The sequence below is a fragment of the Pseudochrobactrum sp. sp1633 genome (assembly GCF_030376605.1).
Taxonomy (GTDB): Bacteria; Pseudomonadota; Alphaproteobacteria; order Rhizobiales; family Rhizobiaceae; genus Pseudochrobactrum.
On sequence record NZ_JARRAE010000006.1, the window covers coordinates 229,962 to 247,877 of the forward strand.

Annotated in this window: 15 protein-coding genes and 1 pseudogene; 4 read left to right on the forward strand and 12 right to left on the reverse strand. The window is 51.7% G+C overall.

The features are described from left to right. Positions 1–49: 49 nt before the first annotated feature. On the reverse strand, positions 50–454 hold the full coding sequence (locus P8H26_RS09285) for a hypothetical protein (RefSeq protein ID WP_289632645.1): 405 nt from the start codon (positions 452–454) through the stop codon (positions 50–52). Positions 455–466: 12 nt separating this feature from the next. Here P8H26_RS09285 and P8H26_RS09290 point away from each other — a divergent pair, with 12 nt between their 5' ends. Then, on the forward strand, positions 467–931 hold the full coding sequence (locus P8H26_RS09290) for a GNAT family N-acetyltransferase (protein WP_289632646.1): 465 nt from the start codon (positions 467–469) through the stop codon (positions 929–931). A 278-nt stretch (positions 932–1,209) separates the two neighbouring features. Here the strand turns inward: P8H26_RS09290 and P8H26_RS09295 are convergent, their stop codons facing one another. From P8H26_RS09295 to P8H26_RS09310, 4 genes are all read right to left on the reverse strand, one after another. After that, positions 1,210–1,746 carry a lipocalin family protein gene (locus P8H26_RS09295; protein WP_289632647.1) on the reverse strand — a complete coding sequence of 179 codons (537 nt, stop codon included), beginning with the start codon at positions 1,744–1,746 and terminating at the stop codon, positions 1,210–1,212. A 171-nt stretch (positions 1,747–1,917) separates the two neighbouring features. Continuing rightward, entirely contained in the window at positions 1,918–3,042 is a 1,125-nt protein-coding gene (locus P8H26_RS09300) for a vWA domain-containing protein (RefSeq protein WP_289632648.1), read from the reverse strand. A gap of 172 nt (positions 3,043–3,214) precedes the next feature. Continuing rightward, the gene (locus P8H26_RS09305) at positions 3,215–4,447 is read right to left on the reverse strand and encodes an HlyD family secretion protein (RefSeq protein ID WP_289632649.1); all 1,233 of its coding nucleotides are present in this window, start codon (positions 4,445–4,447) and stop codon (positions 3,215–3,217) included. Beyond that, complete coding sequence (locus P8H26_RS09310; protein WP_289632650.1) at positions 4,447–4,962, reverse strand: hypothetical protein; 516 nt, start codon at positions 4,960–4,962, stop codon at positions 4,447–4,449. The genes P8H26_RS09305 and P8H26_RS09310 overlap by 1 nt, the downstream gene beginning before the upstream one ends. 363 nt (positions 4,963–5,325) lie before the next feature. Between P8H26_RS09310 and P8H26_RS09315 the strand changes: the two genes are divergently transcribed. Next, a complete protein-coding gene (locus P8H26_RS09315) occupies positions 5,326–7,635 on the forward strand; it encodes a Tex family protein (protein WP_289632651.1) in 2,310 nt (769 codons plus the stop codon). A 59-nt stretch (positions 7,636–7,694) separates the two neighbouring features. Here the strand turns inward: P8H26_RS09315 and P8H26_RS09320 are convergent, their stop codons facing one another. The 6 genes from P8H26_RS09320 to P8H26_RS09345 form a co-directional block, all read right to left on the reverse strand. Further along, positions 7,695–8,438 carry a 5'/3'-nucleotidase SurE gene (locus tag P8H26_RS09320; RefSeq protein WP_289632652.1) on the reverse strand — a complete coding sequence of 248 codons (744 nt, stop codon included), beginning with the start codon at positions 8,436–8,438 and terminating at the stop codon, positions 7,695–7,697. Continuing rightward, positions 8,438–9,598: an MBL fold metallo-hydrolase gene (locus P8H26_RS09325; protein WP_289632653.1), complete on the reverse strand. Its 1,161-nt coding sequence runs from the start codon at positions 9,596–9,598 to the stop codon at positions 8,438–8,440. The genes P8H26_RS09320 and P8H26_RS09325 overlap by 1 nt, the downstream gene beginning before the upstream one ends. Next, positions 9,595–10,668: an ABC transporter ATP-binding protein gene (locus P8H26_RS09330; RefSeq protein WP_289632654.1), complete on the reverse strand. Its 1,074-nt coding sequence runs from the start codon at positions 10,666–10,668 to the stop codon at positions 9,595–9,597. The genes P8H26_RS09325 and P8H26_RS09330 overlap by 4 nt, the downstream gene beginning before the upstream one ends. Further along, positions 10,656–12,356, reverse strand: a complete 1,701-nt coding sequence (locus P8H26_RS09335) for an iron ABC transporter permease (protein WP_289632655.1) — start codon at positions 12,354–12,356, stop codon at positions 10,656–10,658. The genes P8H26_RS09330 and P8H26_RS09335 overlap by 13 nt, the downstream gene beginning before the upstream one ends. Before the next feature lie 11 nt (positions 12,357–12,367). Next, a complete protein-coding gene (locus tag P8H26_RS09340; protein ID WP_289632701.1) occupies positions 12,368–13,300 on the reverse strand; it encodes an ABC transporter substrate-binding protein in 933 nt (310 codons plus the stop codon). 234 nt (positions 13,301–13,534) lie between these two features. Then, entirely contained in the window at positions 13,535–14,818 is a 1,284-nt protein-coding gene (locus tag P8H26_RS09345; protein ID WP_289632656.1) for an FAD-binding oxidoreductase, read from the reverse strand. Between P8H26_RS09345 and P8H26_RS09350 the strand changes: the two genes are divergently transcribed. Beyond that, the gene (locus P8H26_RS09350) at positions 14,817–15,077 is read left to right on the forward strand and encodes a hypothetical protein (RefSeq protein ID WP_289632657.1); all 261 of its coding nucleotides are present in this window, start codon (positions 14,817–14,819) and stop codon (positions 15,075–15,077) included. The genes P8H26_RS09345 and P8H26_RS09350 overlap by 2 nt on opposite strands. Positions 15,078–15,185: 108 nt before the next feature. Here the strand turns inward: P8H26_RS09350 and P8H26_RS09355 are convergent, their stop codons facing one another. Continuing rightward, positions 15,186–16,118: a LysR family transcriptional regulator gene (locus tag P8H26_RS09355; protein WP_289632658.1), complete on the reverse strand. Its 933-nt coding sequence runs from the start codon at positions 16,116–16,118 to the stop codon at positions 15,186–15,188. 274 nt (positions 16,119–16,392) lie between these two features. Between P8H26_RS09355 and P8H26_RS09360 the strand changes: the two are divergent. Next, positions 16,393–17,784: pseudogene (locus tag P8H26_RS09360) on the forward strand (VOC family protein). Positions 17,785–17,916: the final 132 nt, after the last annotated feature.

The window sequence follows — 17,916 nt, forward strand, 5'->3', positions numbered from 1 at the left end:
TCTTAAAATTGTGAGACAATCATGATTTTTCTAGAAAAATATCAAGGACTTATAGTCCGTCGGAGGACATCATCCGTCCTCCGCTACCAACAAACTTCCAAATAAAATCAAATACCTGCTTAAAATCGCTACACACAGCGACTGCTGATTTATGCAGCTCCGTTTCTGATAATCTGGCGCAAAAATAATCCGTCATCTTCAATTGTGCTGCCGATACATCAACGACCTTATGCCCTACGCCTACAAGCGGCATGATCGCTGTTTCAGTACATTTCAAATTTTTTCCAAATATTTTGCCACGAGCATATCGCAGATAAAGAGCCTCGGGCGGGCACATTCGCTTAGAATAAGATCTGAGCGCCTCTGCGGGAAACACATACAAAGCAGACAGGAGCCCGACCTCTCCCCCTTTGCGGCCATTACAATCTATGAGATACCGGCGAACATCAACCACAGGAGAGTGTTCGTGGAAATTTCAGTTACTCTGGCCTCGCTTGATATGAAGCAGCAACTGCACGCTCTCATGCAACCTTATTTGACTGAACTAAGCCAGTACGACGAGGTTGACGCAGACTACCCCTACTTTGATGCCTATTGGCGGGATGATGATCGCTGGCCGTATCTTATCAAAGCAGATGACCAGATTGCAGGCTTTGCTCTCGTGAACAAATGGTCGCCCTCCCAACTGGGGACAGACTTTGCAATTGCAGAGTTCTACATTCTCCCTGCCTTTCGCAAAAACGGAATAGGCAGCAGCACCTTCTTGCTCCTGCTGGAAAAACATAAAGGGATCTGGGAGGTAAGTATCATAGGCGATAATCACACTGCCCATAATTTCTGGAAAACTACCATCCATCAGGCGAATATTTTGCATCTCAAGCAAATATTGGAAGAGCCTGAAGTCATATACAGGTTCACTACAAAAGGCTGAGGCACAATAAAAAAGGCCGGGGCAAAATTGCACCGACCTTCCTACTCATCATTAAATTGCCAGTGCCAGTACATCCGTGGTCAAAAGCATAAATTGATGACGACATTAGCGAGCAACAGACGCGTTCCAGCGCTCATAAGCAATGTCATGAAACACTCTATAAATGATCATTGTGTTGAAAAGAAGTCCAAGTGATCATTTATCAAAAAACACCAAAAATCATCTATGAAAGCGTATTTTCATCAAAAATTTTCTGAGAGCTATTGTTTAGCCATAGTTTAAATCTGCTGAACCCAGTTAATTTGATCAGGCGCAATACCGACTTCCCTTGCAACTTTAAACGCACGATCTTTTAAGTCTTCGGACATTTCAGCTGAGCGTGAGAGAACCCAAAAATATTGCGGGCTGGATCCTGCGACAATTGACCATTGATAGTCCTCATCAAGGGCAACCACATTATAGCCCCCGTAAAACGGCCCGAAAAATGAGACCTTGAGAGCGCCTTCATTTTGACTGCGGACGAAGACAGCTGTACCGGACGCGCGCTTGTGACGGCCTGAATTCGCGTCAACGCCGCTGTTCAGAACATTCACTGTCCCGTCACCGTTAAGCGTGTATTCAGCCGTGGTTTTAATCAAACCGCGCTCAAAGCGGTTATCAACGCGCCCTACTTCATACCATTTCCCCAAATACCGGCTCAGATCAAAGCCTGTAACAGGCACAACATTTTCGGGTATTTGAGGATTGCTGGCACGGTAAAATTTATAACCGGCAAATAAGCCAATGGCTGCTAAAGCTAGCTTTTTCACGCTCATACTTAACTCCTGTCAGTTATATATGAACGCATATAGGAATTCAGAGTTCCGAAAACAGCTTATCTTTTCAGGTTGAGTTATCTGGCAAGCGCATGAGCGGCACTGCGGCGGGCACAACACATGCACCCGCCTTAGCCCTGATATTACGACTCAATATCGCGGGAGAAATCGCTACTTGAGCTGCTCGATCAATGTTTCCTTCACAGCAGTATCAAAAGAGTCGCTCGCACCGTCTTTGCTTTGCTTGGCACTTTGTTCTGCCACATAGGCATCACGCTTTGTCACAAGCTCAACCATTGCGTCTTCGAACTTGTCGCGTTCCTGAGAGCGCTGCTCAATCATGTCCTGCTTTTCTTTGGCCGATTTGCCACGCAAGCCTTCAGGCAATTCAGCGTCTTTAATCGCATCCAGCTTTTGCGTACCGTTTTTCACATCAGCCACAAGGTCACCGCCACCGGTGACAACCTCTTTCGCTCCGCCTTTTTTGGAATAATAGCGAGAATTATCAACTTGGACCGCAGCGGGAGCCATCGCTTTTGTTTCCAGTTTCATACGCAAATCTGTTTGCTCCTTACCACTACCGTAAGGAAGAACCGTCTTATCGATTTTTTGCTGAAGGATAATAATATCATTATCAAACGGCGTTTCGATGATGGTAATACGCCCGCCATCCTGCGGAATAGCGATATACCGGCCATGTCCGAGCTGGGCGATTTCCCGCCAGACTTTTGTCGTGTCCGGATCATCCCCCGCCTGTACCGTATTAACGGTTATTGCCTCTTCTTTCGCACGTTTCATAATCTGCGGATATTGCCAGACATTTGGATAATCCATATGCGGCGGTGCATCGCCGACAAGAAAAACAATGCGCTTTGTGTCATCGCCTTTTGTCCATTTTAACTTACGCACAGCTTCATCAAGCGCTTCATTGACCGATTCAGGCGTATCACCGCCGCCATCGGCCTCAAGCTTAATCAGCTTGCCATAAAGCCCCTGCACATCAGAACTCATGTCATAAGATTTCAGCACATATTCGTCGCCCTGATCGCGATAGGCAACAAGTGCCATGCGAATATCCGCATCGGGATTAACATCAATAATTGTATTGGCAATTGACCAGATTTTACGTTTTGCACCGTCGATTAATCCAGCCATAGAACCGGTTGTATCGAGCACAAAGGCGACTTCAATATGCTGTTTTTTGGCTGGGCTTTCGGCGAAGGCAGGCAAGTTAAATGCCGTCATCACAAGACCGGCGGCAATAGTTTTTCCAAAAAGACATAGTGAACGATGCATAGCTTTCCCCGCACAAATAAGAAGATAACTATGCTTTGCGATAAATTATGGCATATCAGTGTCTGGCGCAGGTGCTTGTTTCAGCACGCTTAAAAAACCTGCGCAATCAAATTTACAATCAACGAAACCTTGCAGATACGCGCCGGCGGAGGTTTCACCGGCGCGCTTTGCATTAATGTCCTGACAGAACGAGCAGTCGCACAGGCAGCATAATTGCCTGAATCCGCAGAATTGCAGCATGGACAACGCCTGTAGCATCAACAGCATGTAAGAACACTGTACGCAGCGGTCCGGCAGTACCGGCCTCCAGTTCTTCATGGTTGCTGGTATAGGCATTGGCAATACAATTGCTGCCCGGAGGAATATTCCCGAAACCACCTTCATAAAGCGGCTCCAGAGTAGCTGTTATTGTTCCCGGAAGTCCCAGCTGCTGAACATCAAGCAACTGATCACTGGCACGCACCTGACCGCCTGCAATCACATCCTGAACCTCGGTCACCACCATAGGAACAACCGTGAAAGGCTGGCCGATACAGGTGACCTCAGCAATCATGCCGGCTTTGATAACCTGCGTTTCAATCTGCCCGAAACCGGCAACCAGTCTGTTTCGCCCTGCACCTTCCGGCACCAGAACACCGGCCGGACGCAACAGCGGATTTACAACCTCGCCCTTACGCAAGGTAAACTGCTGTACAGTGCCGGAAACACCGGCTCTCACAATCGTTTTTTCCAGCTGAACCTGTGCCTCTTCCAGCGAAGCTTCAGCACTGGCTTTTTGTGCAGGCAGCAATGTGCTGATTTTGGTTTGCAATGTCTGCTTCTTGGCAATCGCCTCAGCCAGAGCGCCTTTGCGCCCTTCAAGGCTGGATCTCAGGCGGTCAATCTCACGCTGAGCAACCACATTCGGATTACGGCGCTGCAACTCAGTCTGTGTATTGAGATCAATCTGCGCCTGCAAATAGGCTGCCTCAACTGACTGTATCGCACCATCTGTTGCAGCAATCTCAGATTTTGCCACCTCAGTTTCTGCCTGCACTTCAACAATACGTTGTTCTGCAGTTTTCATTGCAGCTTCCTGCTTGCTACTGTCCAAACGGAACAGCGGATCACCAGCCGCCACTTTCTGAAAGCGCGTAACATAGACTTCTTCAACACGCCCCGGAATTTCCGGCAGAATGGTAACAGTACGATAAGCGGCAGTCACATTGGTGGTAGAGGGATGATAGTAAAAAATCATCGTAATGAGTGAAATTGTGAGAATAAGACAAGCTGTTATTCCCCAGCGCAGTTCAAACCAGACGGAGTAAAGTGTTATCTCCCTTCCGATCATTTTACCCTGACCATATCGCCGGAACAGATAATCCGGAAAAATTGTCACCATAGAACAGAGCAGAAATTCCAGCATTATTTCTTCTCCCCGTTCTGTTCCTGATTATGAAGCGGATAACTGTCTTCTGCTTTCAAAGGATGTGCGGCTTCAGCATTGCTTGCTAAAGGCTCATGCACAGGAGCAGGTGGTACGGCAGTTTCCTGCTCAACCGGTGCTGACGCAGGCACATAGCCCGGCGACACCTGAGGGCTGCGGGCAATTCTGTTCAGAGATTTGGCCATAGAAGATACCGGCGCAATGAAATTCGGAAGCTCAATCATTGCCAGCAGCAATGCGGCAATCCAGTAAAGCTGATTATGCGTAAAGAGCGCAATCAGCCCCAGAACAGCAACAATCTGCAACTGCACTTTATTGGTACGATGCGCCATTTGTTCCGGCAAAGCATGAAGCCGCAGGTAAAGCGTGCCAACCGCAAAAATGCTGCAAATAAGAAAAACAATCACGACATTAAACAAAACATCGGTTTGCCCTGGTGCCGTTATGAATGAGGGCACATGATCAATGGCTATGGGGTGTTTGCTCACATCCATAATTTGCCTGTCTCCTGAACTATTATTTTTAATTTTAGTAATAAAGTATTCTCAGCGAAAAACAGGCCGCACATCATGCGCAAACGAGGCCAAAAAATGTTGATTTTACTACAAAGTTAAGGCGACGACTGCCAAACCGGCCTTTAGTACCGCTGATAACGTGAAGTTGAAAACGATAAGCTTTGACAGGCTCCTCCTCCCGAGCCTGATGAGGATTTTATCAGAAAAATATATTACGCAAAAACAATATTAATCTGCGGGCAAATATCTCTGCGCCATATTCCGGCAATGAGATGATTCCGGCCTTCAATGTGCCTTATCAAAGCCCTATGATACGTCTGATATTATCAGCATGAGATTCTTATGACAGACATTACAAGACGGATTGCCGCAATCATTGCCGGTGAGATCAATGCCAAACAGGAACAGGCGGTTGCCGCCATCGGCCTGCTTGATGAAGGCTCGACTGTGCCGTTTATCGCCCGCTACCGCAAAGAAGTGACCGGCGGTCTTGATGATACGCAATTGCGTAACCTGTCTGAACGTCTCGTCTATCTGCGGGAACTGGAAGCACGCCGCAGTTCCATTCTAGAATCCATCCGCACACAGGAAAAGCTCACACCGGAGCTTGAGCTGAAAATCGCCAAGGTCAGCACCAAAGCTGAGCTGGAAGATATTTATCTGCCCTTCAAACCGAAGCGCCGTACCCGTGCCGAGATCGCCCGTGAGCGCGGTCTTGCCCCTCTGGCGCAGAGCATTCTGGATAATCGCGCAGCCGTGCCTGCGGAACTGGCTACCGCCTATATCACACCGGATGTTGCCGATGTGAAAGCAGCCCTTGAAGGCGCACGTGATATTATCGCCGAGGGTATCACTGAGAATGCTGATCTGCTTGGCCGCCTGCGCTCCTATATGAAGGACAATTCAGTTCTGCAGTCCCGCGTGGTTGCCGGTAAAGAGTCGGAAGGCGCGAAATTCTCCGATTATTTTGCCCATAGCGAGCAGTGGAACAAAGTGGCAGGACACCGTGCGCTTGCCATGTTGCGCGGCCGCAATGAAGACTTCCTGACACTCGATATTGCTGTTGACCAGCAAGACACATCGCAGGTCAAACCGGTTGAGCGAATGATTGCGCACAGCTATCAGGTCGGCGGCACGCTGGCCGGTGACAAATGGCTGATGGAAGTGATCGGCTGGACATGGCGCGTTAAACTTTCGCTGTCCCTCTCCCTCGATCTGATGCGCGATCTACGTGAACGTGCGGAAGAAGAAGCGATCAATGTTTTCGCCCGCAATCTGAAAGACCTGCTACTGGCAGCACCTGCCGGTTCCCGCGCCACTATGGGTCTTGATCCAGGCATCCGCACCGGCGTGAAAGTGGCGATCGTTGACGGCACCGGCAAGCTGCTGGACACTGCAACCGTTTATCCGTTCCAGCCACGTAATGATCTGCGTGGCGCTCAGGCTGAAATCGCCTCGCTGATCCGCAAGCATAAGGTAGAACTGATCGCTATCGGCAATGGTACTGCAAGCCGTGAGACCGAGCGTATGGTTGCCGACCTGCTCACTGACATGCCTGCGCCGAAACCGCTTAAAGTGATTGTTTCAGAAGCCGGTGCATCGGTTTACTCAGCCTCGGAAACAGCGGCAGCAGAATTCCCGCAGCTCGATGTGTCATTGCGCGGTGCAGTTTCTATCGCCCGCCGCCTGCAAGACCCGCTGGCAGAGCTGGTAAAGATCGAGCCGAAATCCATTGGTGTTGGCCAGTATCAGCACGATGTGGATCAGAGCCGCCTCGCCCATATGCTGAATGCCGTGGTGGAAGATGCGGTGAATGCTGTTGGTGTTGATCTCAATACCGCTTCCGCTTCACTGCTTGCCCGTGTGTCTGGTCTGGGCGCTTCTCTGGCTGAGGCAATCATTGCCCACCGCAATGAAAACGGCCCGTTCAAGAAGCGTAAGGACCTGCTCAAAGTCGCCCGTCTCGGCAACCGCACATTTGAACAGGCAGCGGGCTTCCTGCGTATCCCGAACGGTACCGAGCCGCTTGATGCCTCATCTGTGCACCCTGAAGCCTATGGCGTGGCCGCCAAGATCGTTGCCGCGTGCGGCCGCGATGTGCGCTCGCTGATGGGTGACGCCAGTGCGTTGCGTGCGCTTGATCCGAAGCTCTTTGTCGATGAGCGCTTTGGTCTGCCAACGGTGAAAGACATTTTGTCGGAATTGGAAAAGCCCGGCCGTGATCCGCGTCCGGAATTCAAAACCGCAACCTTTGCCGATGGTATTGACGATATCAAAGATCTCAAGCCCGGCATGTTGCTGGAAGGCACCGTGACCAATGTTGCTGCCTTTGGTGCCTTTGTTGATATCGGCGTGCATCAGGACGGCCTCGTCCATGTGTCCCAGCTGGCCGATAAATTCGTCAAGGACCCGCATGAAGTGGTGAAAGCCGGTGATGTGGTCAAAGTACGCGTGACGGAGGTTGATGTGCCGCGTAAACGTATCGGCCTGACCATGCGCAAAGATGGCGGCGGTGAAGATGCACCCAAGCCTATGGGTGAGCGCGGGCAGCGTCCGGCACAGAAACATTTCACGGCCAAGCCGCAGGAGAAGTCTGCTGAAGCTCAGGGCGGCTTTGGCGCAGCGCTGCTGGAAGCCATGAAACGCAAATAGCAAAATAAAAAGGCCGCTGGAAACAGCGGCCTTTTTCATACCTGAATCGAAAGACAAACTTATCTGCCTAAGGATTTGATAAGACTCTCATTTAGCACCGTCTCACCAAACCAGTTGAGCCGGTTGATGCAGATAAATCCGCGATCAATCAGATCATTATCATCGCCTTCAGAAGATGAATGCGGGCGTCCGCGCGGCACCATCAGCACTGTCTCATCACCATCTGTGCTGACCACCTCAGATGATGATGCAATCTTGTCCCGACCAATGCGCGGCTGGGCAATTGGCGCAGGCAAACTATGCGGCAGATTAATGCTCAGCCAGTGCCCTTCACTCTGCCAGTCTGCACGCTGCTCTAACAGGTTACACAATAACTGTACCAGCGCGGCCAGATCGTCTTCACCACGGCGCGGCTGCTTGACCTGCGAGAAACCGATGGCCGGTATACCCCAGAATGTCGCCTCACGGGCAATACCGAGCGTGCCGGAGTAAGCCAAATCTTCGGCTACATTGCGCCCGTCATTAATCCCTGCCAGCACCAGATCAGGCTTGGCCTGATTTTTAAACAGCCAAGTCATCGCCGACATAACGCAATCGGCAGGCGTGCCGGAACAGGAGTAACGCTGCTCCCCACGCTTCACCATTGTCAGTGGTTTGCCGATGGTAATGGATGCACCCGCAGCTGTACGCTTGCCATCCGGCGCCACCACCCACACATCATCACTCAATGCCCGTGCAGCACGCTCCAGAAAAGCCAGACCATCCGCATCAATACCGTCATCATTGCAAACCAATATCCGCATCAGGCTTCTCCCAATTCTATCACATCACCGCTCTTCACATCCTGACGCAGCACCGGAATATGCTCTGCCAGTTCGCTAAGCAACACAGCGGAACAGGAATGCCCAAGCATGTCAGGCTTACCCGCCTGCTCCCAAAGCGCGACCATACCGCTCAAAGTCGGATGGGTTGGCAGTCTGATCCAGTCCGCCAGCTCATCACGCAGCATATCAAAAGCCGGTGTATCTTCCGGCACATGGCCGGTCAGCAAAACCGGCCAGCCGGTGCGCAGCGCACGGTTCATCGCATAGGCTGAAGGCCCTGCCTGCCCCATCGCATCAAATGTCAGCAGCGGGCAGCGCGGTAGCGCCTGATCTTCACGCCAATCCTGTGCATTATGCAGCAATTGTTTCAACCGTCCGGCCACACCATCCCGCAGCGCACCAGACGCTGCAATCTGCTCAGCCAGTGCAGCACCCATATCCGCATGAATGGCAAAATTAACCGGCATCAGCGCCATCAGTTCCAGCGAGCGGCCGGAGAGCGGTGTCGGCAGCAGACAGCCGTCACGGTTCTGCAAAATCCATTCGCGTATTTGCTGCGCACGTGCAGCACCCGAAACAGCATCAGCACCATAAGAGGCATCCAGCAACAACAGATCACAATGCGGAAATGCATCGATCTCCAGCACCGGACTATCCGGCACCACATCGCCGCTATAGAGCACCTTACGCCCTTCGGCCTGCACACAGAACCACACACCGCCAGCCACATGACCGGAACGACCGGTAGTGATCTCTGAATCACCCAGCGTCAGCACATCGCCTGCTTTGAACAGTTCAATACGCTCATGAGGAAAAGCAATCTTTTCCAAATGCTGCTGTTCGGAATAGCTCTTCAGGGTCTGAGGTGTTTCTGCCAAAGTCTCGGCAGTCATCAGAATACGCCCCTGAAAACCCTGCTCCAGCAACCACAACAACCCGCCAACATGATCCTCATGAGCATGAGAGATCAATACCGCATCCAAAACGGCAATCGCATCGGCCTCAATCAGCGGATAATAATCGCGCCCAGTCGCTCCGACTTTAATGCCGATATCAAACAACAGCTTGGTTTCAGCCGTACTGATGCCAACGCCTAGACGTCCTTTTTCACCGAATCCACCATAAAGATTGATCTTCATACTGCACCTGCTTCCGGTATTACCCAGCCTGAGCGGATACGTAACTGTGCCGTATCATCCGCCTTGAGATGCAGCGGGTCCGGCAGATTGAAATGCAGGTTCAGTTCCGGTGCCTGCTCGGCAACGGCTTCAATCCGCGATGCACCGCCCTGATAGACCGAACGTGTAACCCGCACGGCAAATCCGTTCTGTTTCACCAGTTCCAGATCGTCTTCACGGATACAAATCTGCGCGTCTTTACGCACCACTTCATCGGCGCGGCAACGCAAACGCACTTGCTGTCCCAGCACCAATGCCTCACAGGCACCGCTGCCATTGACGCTCAAAATCTCCGCAGGCAATACCATACCCTGCGCGATGAAGGACGCGACCATCGCATTGGCTGGTTCATTATAGAGCGTTTTCGGTGAAGCAAACTGCATCAGCCTGCCCTTGTCCATCACCGCAATACGGTCGGCCAGAGCCATCGCCTCGGCCTGATCGTGGGTAATATAAACAATCGTCGTGCCGGTGCGTTTATGGAAGCGCGCAAATTCCTCTTCCATCGAGGCGCGTAAATGCACATCCAGATTGGCCAGCGGCTCGTCAAACAGCACCAGCGACGGCGCAGCGACAAGACAACGTGCCAATGCCACGCGCTGGCGCTGCCCGCCGGAAAGATTGGCCGGACGGCGATCCCCATAGCCCTGAAGATCAACCAGTTTCAGCGCTTCTTGCACACGGCGCTCACGTTCAGATTTTTCCACCTTGGCGATTTTCAGACTATAGCCGATATTTTCCGAAACGGTCATATGCGGCCAGAGAGCATAGTTCTGAAACACAATACCGACACGGCGCTTTTCCGGCGGCACGAACTGTCCTTTGCCGGTCACCAGATTATCGCCGACATAGATCACGCCGTCATTTGCCTGTTCAAATCCGGCAATCATACGCAGCAATGTCGTCTTGCCGCAGCCGGAAGGCCCCAGCACCGCAATGAATTCACCATTGGCGATATCCAGCGACACGTCAGACAGCACTTTAGTGTCGTTAAAGCTTTTGGAAAGCTGAGAGATAGTCAATCCCGCCATGGCAGAACTCCGTCAGGCAGATATCTGGCAAACATATTGGTCACCAGCATCAGTAAGAATGTAATCAACACGACCAGCACAGATATTGCAGCCGCATAGGGTGAATCGCCACCCTGTTCAAAAGAGAAAATCACCACGCCCAGCGTTTCCGACCCTGATGACCACAATAGCGCGGAAACAGTCAGCTCCGAAAAGGCGGTCATGAAAATCAGCACGCCGCCAGCCAATGTTGCCGGTGCCACCAGCGGAAACACAATGGTGCGCAGCCGTGTCAACAGTCCTGCACCAGCCACCTGTGCCGCCTCTTCCAGAGCGCGGTCAATCTGATGCAAACCGGTAATGGTCGGGCGCAGTGCCAGCACCAGAAACCGTGCCAGATAGGCGTAGAGAATAATCCAGATCGTATTATAGAGATGTAGTCCGACAACCGGCAAAGGTTTGAGGAACATCAGCAATGCCGCAATCGACAGCACTACCCCCGGCAGAGCATAAGGCAGTTCAGCGGCAAGATTGAGCAACCGTGTCCACCAGCGCGACCGCCATGTAATGAGATAGCCGAGCGGCACGGCCACCAGCACCGCAAAACCGGCAGCAGCCAGCGACAGTGTGAATGAATTGACCAGTGCACGGCGCGCGCCCGCATGATCCAGCATCACGAATTTCAGATTATCCAGTGTTGCCGTCTGCCAGCTCAGCGGAATACCGAAAGCAGGCACTAATGCGGTGAGCAACAGGCCAAACATCGGCAGCACCAGCACCACGGCAATCAACAGCCAACAAGCGATCTCAACAGTCAAACGCCATGAGCCGAGTTCAAAAGGCGCGGCTGGCAGTGAGGTTGAAGCGATACGATAATCGCGGCGGCGTGCCATATAATCCTGACACAGAATACCAGCCATTGCGATCACACCAATCAGCAACGAAAGCACAGCGACTTCTGACAATACCGATGGACCACCACCGGCAAGCTTCTGGTAGATCAATGTTGGCAGCACCAGCACATTGGCCGGAATACCCAAGAAAGCAGGAATACCGAAATTGCCGACACAGGAAACGAAGGCCAGCGCCGAGGCACCGATTACCGATGGTGTCATCAGCGGCACGATAATTGTCCGCATCACCTGCCATTTGCTGGCACCACTACTTAACGCGGCTTCAACCAGTTCACGCGGTAATTTACGCAAACCGGCGCGTACAATCAGAAATACCAGCGGCGCATATTGAATGCCGAGCAGTGCAATAATACCGGTGGTGGAATAGAGCGGATTACGGCTGCCAAGCTCCGGCGCCATGCCTATCATTTTAAGAAACGGGCTCGCGGGGCCAAAGAGTTGCAGCCATGCCAGCGCTGTCACCTGCGGGGCAATCAGTAGCGGCACCACAAACATCAGCACGAATACGCCGCGTCCGCGAATATTGGTTAGGCTCACCAGCAGCGCCACGGCACTGCCCAGAAGTACAGCCGCAAAGGTACCGCCAAATCCGGTGATTAAAGAATTACGGGTGGCAACCCATGTGGAAGTTGAGGAAAGTGCCGAGCGCAATGCACTGTCAGAGAGCTGACCATTCGGCGCGATAATCTCGCTGGCCAGCCGCAACATCGGCCACAGAGACAGCGTGAACACCACTGCCGCCACAAGAAAAATCAGAGCCGTATCCCGGCTCTGACCAAATATTTTGTCTGACATCCAATAATGCCTTAACCGCCGAACAGTTCAGAAAAACGCTTCTTGTCGGCTTCTGTCACACCCAAAACTTTGAGCGTATCAATCGACATGATGTTGATTTTTGTGCCTTCCGGCAGCCAGCTCGGGCGACCAACAGATTCTTTAGCTGGCAGATAACCCTGCTCCAGCGCCAGTTTCTGGCCATCGTCGGAGAGGATAAAATCAACGAATTTCTCTGCACCGGCAACATTTTTGGCTGTCGCCATGATTGCAACAGGCTCAGTTACCGCAGGCACGCCTTCTTTAGGGAATACGAATTCAACCGGCGAACCTTTGGCCTTGGCATTTAGTGCCATGAAATCCACGAGAATACCGTAAGGCTTTTCACCACTGGCAACAGATTTCAGCACTGCACCATTGCCGCGCACGCTAATCAGTTCATTGGCTTTCAGTTTTTCAAAATAATCCCAGCCCAGTTCGGAATTCAGCGCAAAACCGGAGAGCAGATAAGCAGCCGCGCCGGAATAAAGCGGGCTCGGCATTACGATCTGGCCTTTATATTCTTCTTTGCCGAGGTCAACCCAGCTTTCAGGTTTGCTTTTAGTCTGCGTGTTATAGGCAATACCGGTGGTGATCAGCTTGGAACCGAAATAGGTTTTGTCTTTGTCGAATGAACCTTCGGTCAGACCATCTGTCTTTGCACCTTCATAGGATTTCAGACGATTGTCTTTTTTCAGCAGCTCCATCGACACGGCATCGGCGATCAGCAGCACATCCGGCTGCGGCGCACCGGCAGCAAATTCAGCAGCCAGCTTGCTGAGAATATCGCTGGTGCCGGAACGGAACACCTGCACATCAATATCAGGATTGGCTTTGCGGAACGCTTCAACGGTTTTAGTCGCATCGGCTTCCGGCTGCGACGTATAGAGATTGAGCGTTTCTGCATTCACCGCAGTTGCGCCCATAAACACTGCCAGAGCAGTCGCCAGAACTGTTTTACGTGACGTGCGTTTCTGCATCATGATTCTTATCCCTGAAATCATTTATCCGATACCGGAGAACCGGTTATTCGCCGTTCATTTATTAAATGAACACTACAAGTTTATGACAAAGAATAAACTCACCACAGAAAACAAAAACAAACAGGGCATTGAACCAGCAATGCCCTGTTAAAATTTCGATTACGCCTCTTTAGGCGCTCAAAACCGCGCGCCGGCAAAATGCGCAATCTGTGCGCCGGTTTCATAATAGGCTTCGCGGACACCGAGGAAGGACTGCGTTTCCGGCTCAGTCACCGGCAATGGCAGATCTGCTTCGCTGATTTCACCGCTGATATGACGTGCCAGCACATTGCCGAACACGGTACCGGTGGCGATACCACGACCATTATAACCGCTGAAGCCGATCACATTCTTATCAAAGCGGTGGAATTTCGGCAGGCTATCATTGGTCATACCGATCAGACCGTACCATTCATAATCAAACTCGACTTTACCGAGCTGCGGGAACAGACGCTTCATTTCGCGCTTCGCCCATGCCGTATGAATACCAGTGCCGGTATTGCGCAATGCACCAACGCTACCGAACACCAGACGGCCGGACTGGTCATAGCGATAAGACGACAGCACCTGTTTGGTATCCCATACGCCCTGACGTTCCGGCAGAATCTGCGCCTGCTGCTCTTTAGTCAGCGGCTTGGTCGCAAGGTTGAAATAAGGCAGATGCATAATTTCTGCACGAACCTGCGGCCACGGTGCCTGCGTATAGGCATTGGTTGCCACAACAATCCACTTCGCCCGCACTGAACCCTGTGCTGTGCGAACAACCCAATCATTGCCCTGACGCTCTGTAGACGTTACCGGAGAACCGGTGAAAATCTGTGCACCCGCAGCAATGGCCGCATGGGCAAGGCCACGCACATAGGCCAATGGCTGAATGGTGCCGGCACGCATGTCCAGCAGCGAGCCGCTATAGGCCTTGGTGCCGACTTTCTTGGCGGTTTCTTCTGCGCTCAATAACGTCACCGGCGCACCACGGCGCTGCCACTGTTCCGCACGATCCTGCAATTCACGCAGGCCTTTCTGGCCGACAGCGCAATGCAGCGTACCGGTGCGGGTCGCCTCACAAGCGATATTGTGCTTTTCAATACGTTCGAAAACCATCTTCGGGCCATTGCCGAGAGATTCCAGCAAACGGTCACCATATTTCTGGCCGAGGACACCCGGCAGATCATCCGGCATAACCCACATACCAGCATTGACCAGACCAACATTGCGGCCGGAACCGCCAAAGCCGATTTCAACGCCTTCCAGCACGGCAACCTTGGTGCCGCGTTCGCTCAAATTCAATGCTGTTGAAAGACCGGTAAAGCCACCGCCGACAACAACCACATCAACGCTCAATTCGCCCTTGAGGGCAGAAGTGACCGGAGCAGCCGGTGCGGATTTTTCCCAAAGGCCATGAGAGCGGGGATTATTCAACATGTCAGTTCATTTCTCAAAAACAGCGTTGCCATTTGCACCAGCCTTCATTGCAACAGCAATGCATGACAAGATGCGCCTGAAATACAGCACATCGCGCAAGAGCGCCAAGGCAAAAGATCAACGATCAAAATGGATGAAGAGCGCCGTATATATAATGCGGATACACACACAACACTCTGAGTGTTTGAAATTTGAAGCACAACACGGAAAATCGTCCGGTCTGTCGTTCGTCAGTGATCTTAAAGTCTTTTTCTTCTGACGTTGAATTCAGCCATACACCTTTCGGTTTTGGCAACAGTAGCAATTTATGCGCAACAGATCATTCATTTACGGAATGACCTGCTACACATTAGTTGGATTATATATCTTATTCCGCATTCAAATGCAGCAGTGCCATATAATCATGCTGGCCGACCTGCCCTCTGATCCAGCTGGAAAATGTCTGTATCAGCGGGTTCTCATGTTTACCTTCCGGCACTACGAGATAATAGTCATTTTCAGTACGCATCGGCTTATCAAACAGAATACGCAAGCGACCTTCCTGCAATTCCTGCTCAATCAGATAGACCGGCAGCAAACCAACACCAAGTCCGGCAGCTGCGGCCTCAATCACCATAGAGAACTGATCGAAACGATGGCCGCTATAAGTCGTACGGGCATCAACCTCACATTGCTCAAACCACTGCGTCCACATTTTCGGACGTGTGGTCAGATGCAGCAAAGGCTCTTTTTGCAGATCTTCCGGCTCGACAATGCGGTGGCTTTCAATCAATGCACTGCTGGCAACAGGTACCACCATCTCACTGCACAGATAATTGCAGGTGGCATGCGCCCAGACCGGCTGGCCGTAATGAATAGCCATATCGAACGGATATTCTTCAAAGTCGAACACACCGGTGCGTGAACCGACATTAAAAGCCACACCCGGATTTTCTTCGATGAAATTCGGAATACGCGGCATCAGCCAGCGCGCACCGAATGTCGGCAGCGTAGCAACACTGAAAGCCGAGGATGACTGCGCCGAGGCCATAGCCCGCAACATCGTGTCTTCGGTCTGGTTCAGCAGGCGGCGTACTTCCGGCAAAAATTTGCGCCCTGCATCAGAAAGCAGAATACGTTGACGGATTCGCTCAAACAGCAAAACGCCGAGCTGGCCTTCAAGATCTTTGATCTGACGGCTCACCGCACTTTGGGTCAGATTCAGCTCATGAGCTGCCTGTGTAAAACTTCCATGACGTGCAGCGCATTCAAAAGCCTGCAAAATGGCGATATCTGGTATCAGCCGGCGACTGAGCTTCATTCCTGCCTCGCATAAACATAGTCGGTTTCGTCGCAATCATGCGGCCACACCAGCTGATATGATCAATTTTAGTCATGATATCAACATCTGATATATAATTCTAATAATCGAAATCGATTTAAAAAGAAATTATGCATCATTTTAAAGCGTATCCGGAAAGTGTGAAACGGTTTTCGGGCAAAATACGCACCAACAAAAGCATCAGAATGTTTTGCGGCGCTCCCAAGAGTCGCGCTTCATTCTTCCAGACGGAAAGCCCCCAAGGAGGCAAACCATGAACTTCGTATCAGCCGACAGCATCCGCGCCGCATTTTCGGCCTCTATGTCTGCAATGTACCGTACAGAAGTGCCTGCTTACGGCACGCTGATGGAGCTGGTCGCAGATGTAAATGCTGCAACTCTGAAAGCCCAGCCTGAGCTGCTCGCCCGTCTCGAGGATACCGATTCTCTGGATCGTATTTCCGAAGAGCGTCACGGTGCGATCCGTCTCGGTTCTGCCGCTGAACTCTCGATGATGCGCCGCGCTTATGCCGTTATGGGCATGTTCCCGGTTGGTTACTATGACCTGTCCGCTGCCGGTGTGCCTGTGCATTCCACAGCATTCCGTCCGGTTGATGATGCCTCGCTGAAAATCAATCCGTTCCGCGTTTTCACCTCGCTGCTGCGTCTCGACCTGATCGCTGACGAAAAGCTGCGTAAAGAAGCTGAAGAAACGCTCGCAAAGCGCAATATCTTCACTGCCGGTGCGATTGAGCTGATTGAAATTGCTGAAAAGCAAGGCGGCCTCACACAGGAACAAGCGGATAAATTCGTTTCCGAAGTTCTGGAAACATTCCGTTGGCACGATAAAGCCAATGTGAGTGCAGAACTCTACCACCGTCTGCACGACGCCCATCGCCTGATTGCTGACGTTGTGTCCTTTAAAGGCCCGCACATCAACCATCTGACACCACGCACCCTCGATATTGATGCCGTGCAGGCACAGATGCCAGCGCGCAACATTTCGCCTAAGGCTGTTGTTGAAGGCCCCCCAACCCGTAAATGTGCAGTTCTGTTGCGTCAGACCTCGTTCAAAGCTCTGGAAGAATCCGTGTCTTTCACCGATGCGACAGGCGAATGGAAAGCCGGTACCCACACTGCCCGTTTCGGTGAAATCGAACAGCGCGGCATTGCGCTGACACCAAAAGGCCGTGGCCTTTATGATGCACTGCTCGACAAGACACGCGAACGTATCCGCCCTGCGCCGGATGGTTCGAATGCTGCTGAATATGTTCGCATTCTCGGTGAAGTTTTCGAAGAATTCCCGGACACATGGGCAGAAATCCGTGAACAGGGTCTCGGCTATTTCGCTTACAGCGTTGCAGACCGCTCAAAAGCCAAGTGCGACCTGACCATTGCCAATCTCGGTAGCCTGATTGCTGAAGGCGCAATCCAGTTCGACCCGATTGTCTATGAAGACTTCCTGCCGGTTAGCGCCGCTGGTATCTTCCAGTCCAATCTCGGCGATGACGATACACAGGAATTCACTGAAAGCCCGAACCAGAAGCGTTTCGAAGCTGATCTCGGCGCCACTGTTCTCAATGAATTTTAACATTATGCCCGCATCGAACGCGAATCTGTTGAGGGTGCGTTGAAGGCTCTCGCCTTTAAAGCGGCAGCGGAATAACTACATAACATATGAAAACGGCAATCTGCCCTCAAAGCAGGTTGCCGTTCAGCTGTTTATACCGGAGCAAACTTGGAAACAGGAACTGCTTCACTGCATCAGATAGAATATCCGGCCTGTTCACTTACCCGA